2 protein-coding genes are annotated in these 1755 nt (G+C 65.9%); both read left to right on the top strand.

Annotated elements, in window-relative coordinates; all coding sequences use genetic code 11:
• Positions 1–1239 (top strand): ImmA/IrrE family metallo-endopeptidase (locus tag A5779_RS20875; protein ID WP_207549100.1); only part of this gene is annotated, 1239 nt, incomplete at its 5' end.
• 22 nt (positions 1240–1261) lie between these two features.
• Positions 1262–1755 (top strand): site-specific integrase (locus tag A5779_RS20880; RefSeq protein ID WP_165609811.1); only part of this gene is annotated, 494 nt, incomplete at its 3' end.

Below are 1755 nucleotides of genomic sequence, written 5' to 3' on the forward strand. Positions count from 1 at the left end.
GCTCGGGTCCGGCAGGCCCGGTTGTTGAGGCGGATGACGGCACGGTCGGTGGTGGAAGCCACAGGCTGGAGTACGTCGCGGCAGTCCCAGATTGAGAAGTCGCTGACGGTGCGGCTCGACGACGGCGATGTTGCGGTGTTGGCGGGGTTGTTCCGGTTTCCTGCAGCGTTTTTCAGCTCGGCTCCGCAGACGCGGATCACCGCGAACGAGCTGCTGTTTCGGGCGCCGAAGTCGATGACGGTGGGTGAGCAGGAGTTTTTGGCGACGTTTGCGTCGTTGGCAGGCGATTTCCTCGGTGAGCTCGACGGCCGATCGAAGCTGCCACCGGTGAAGGTTCCGACGGTCAGTCCTGATGAGCTGGCACACAGTTCGATCACGGTAGCCGCGGCGCGTCTGCGTGAGGCGATGGGGCTGGAACCCGATGAGCCGCTTGACGATTTGATGTATGAGGCCGAGCGTCTGGGCGCCCCGGTGATTGTCCGGCGCCGGGTCGCCGGTGAATGGGAAAGCGAATTCGCCGCTACCGGTGGGCGCTCGCGTGATGAGCGGCATTTAGGGTATTCGAGTTGGGTGGGCCGGTTGCGGGACCGGCCGCTGTTGGTGTTGAGGGATAGCGACTCGTGGGAGCGGACCCGGTTCACGGTCGCCCACGAGCTCGGTCATTTGGTGTTGCACAGCCACGCCTATTGCTCGGTCAGTGCCGCCGACGAGTTGGAGGCTAACCGGTTCGCGACCGAGTTGCTGGCCCCGGCAGGGGTCATCGCAGGTGAGTTGCCGCGGGTGATGTCGCTATTGAATCTGCGTCCGCTCAAAGCCAAGTGGGGCCTGTCGTTGGGGTCGTTGATCATGCATCTGCGGGATTCGGGGCTGATCGCGCCGGACCGGGCGAAAATGTTGACCACTCAGCTGCATTCGCGGATCAACCCGGACACAGGGCACACGTGGGGTATGACGGAACCTGGGTGGGCCGACCGCGTCCCGGAGCGGCCGCGACTGCTGCGTAAGTGGGTGGAGCGCTGCTACGGCGGCGCGTCGGTGCGGATGCTGAGCGCCCGGGAAGCGATGATCTATCCCGCTGATGTGCTGGACTGGTTTTTGGCCACGCAGCGACCGGCACCGGCGACCGAGCATAACCCGGTCGCGGCCAGTGTCGGCCATGGCCGCACCGCGGCCCCACCGGCCGACGGCGGCTCCCAGGTGATCCGGTTGGACGATTTCCGGAAGGGCAGGCCGTCGTGAATGTGGTGGGGTGCGGCTGACGGTGGCACAGGTGCAGCGGGTGCGCTTTGAGGACCGACCACCCACCTACACGGTGGTCGGCGCCGACAAGTTGCCCGTGGCGCCGACGCGCGAGTACCTGACGTTTCTGCGCGACCAAGGGGGCTCACCGAACACGCTGCGCGCCTATGCCTATGGGCTGGCGGCGTGGTGGACGGTGCTGGAAGGTACCGGTACGGCGTGGGATGACTTCCCCACCAGTCTGTTCGGTCAGTTCCTGGCCTATCTGCGCACCGGGGATCTGCCCGGGGTGGCCCGTATCGGTGAACCTGAGCAGAGATTGGTCGAGTCGTCGCTGTTGCCGCGCAGTGCGGCGGTGTTGTCGATGTACCGGTATTTCGCCGATGCCCATGACCTGGTACGCCCCTACCGGCGGTTGTACGCCAGCCACGCACGGACATCCCGGCGGGGCCGCTATGCACCGTTTCTGGCCGGGGTCGGCCCGAAACGCGAACAGGACGGGCCGATCCACCGGAT

The organism is Mycolicibacterium peregrinum (assembly GCF_001665625.1).
Taxonomy (GTDB): Bacteria; Actinomycetota; Actinomycetes; order Mycobacteriales; family Mycobacteriaceae; genus Mycobacterium; species Mycobacterium peregrinum_B.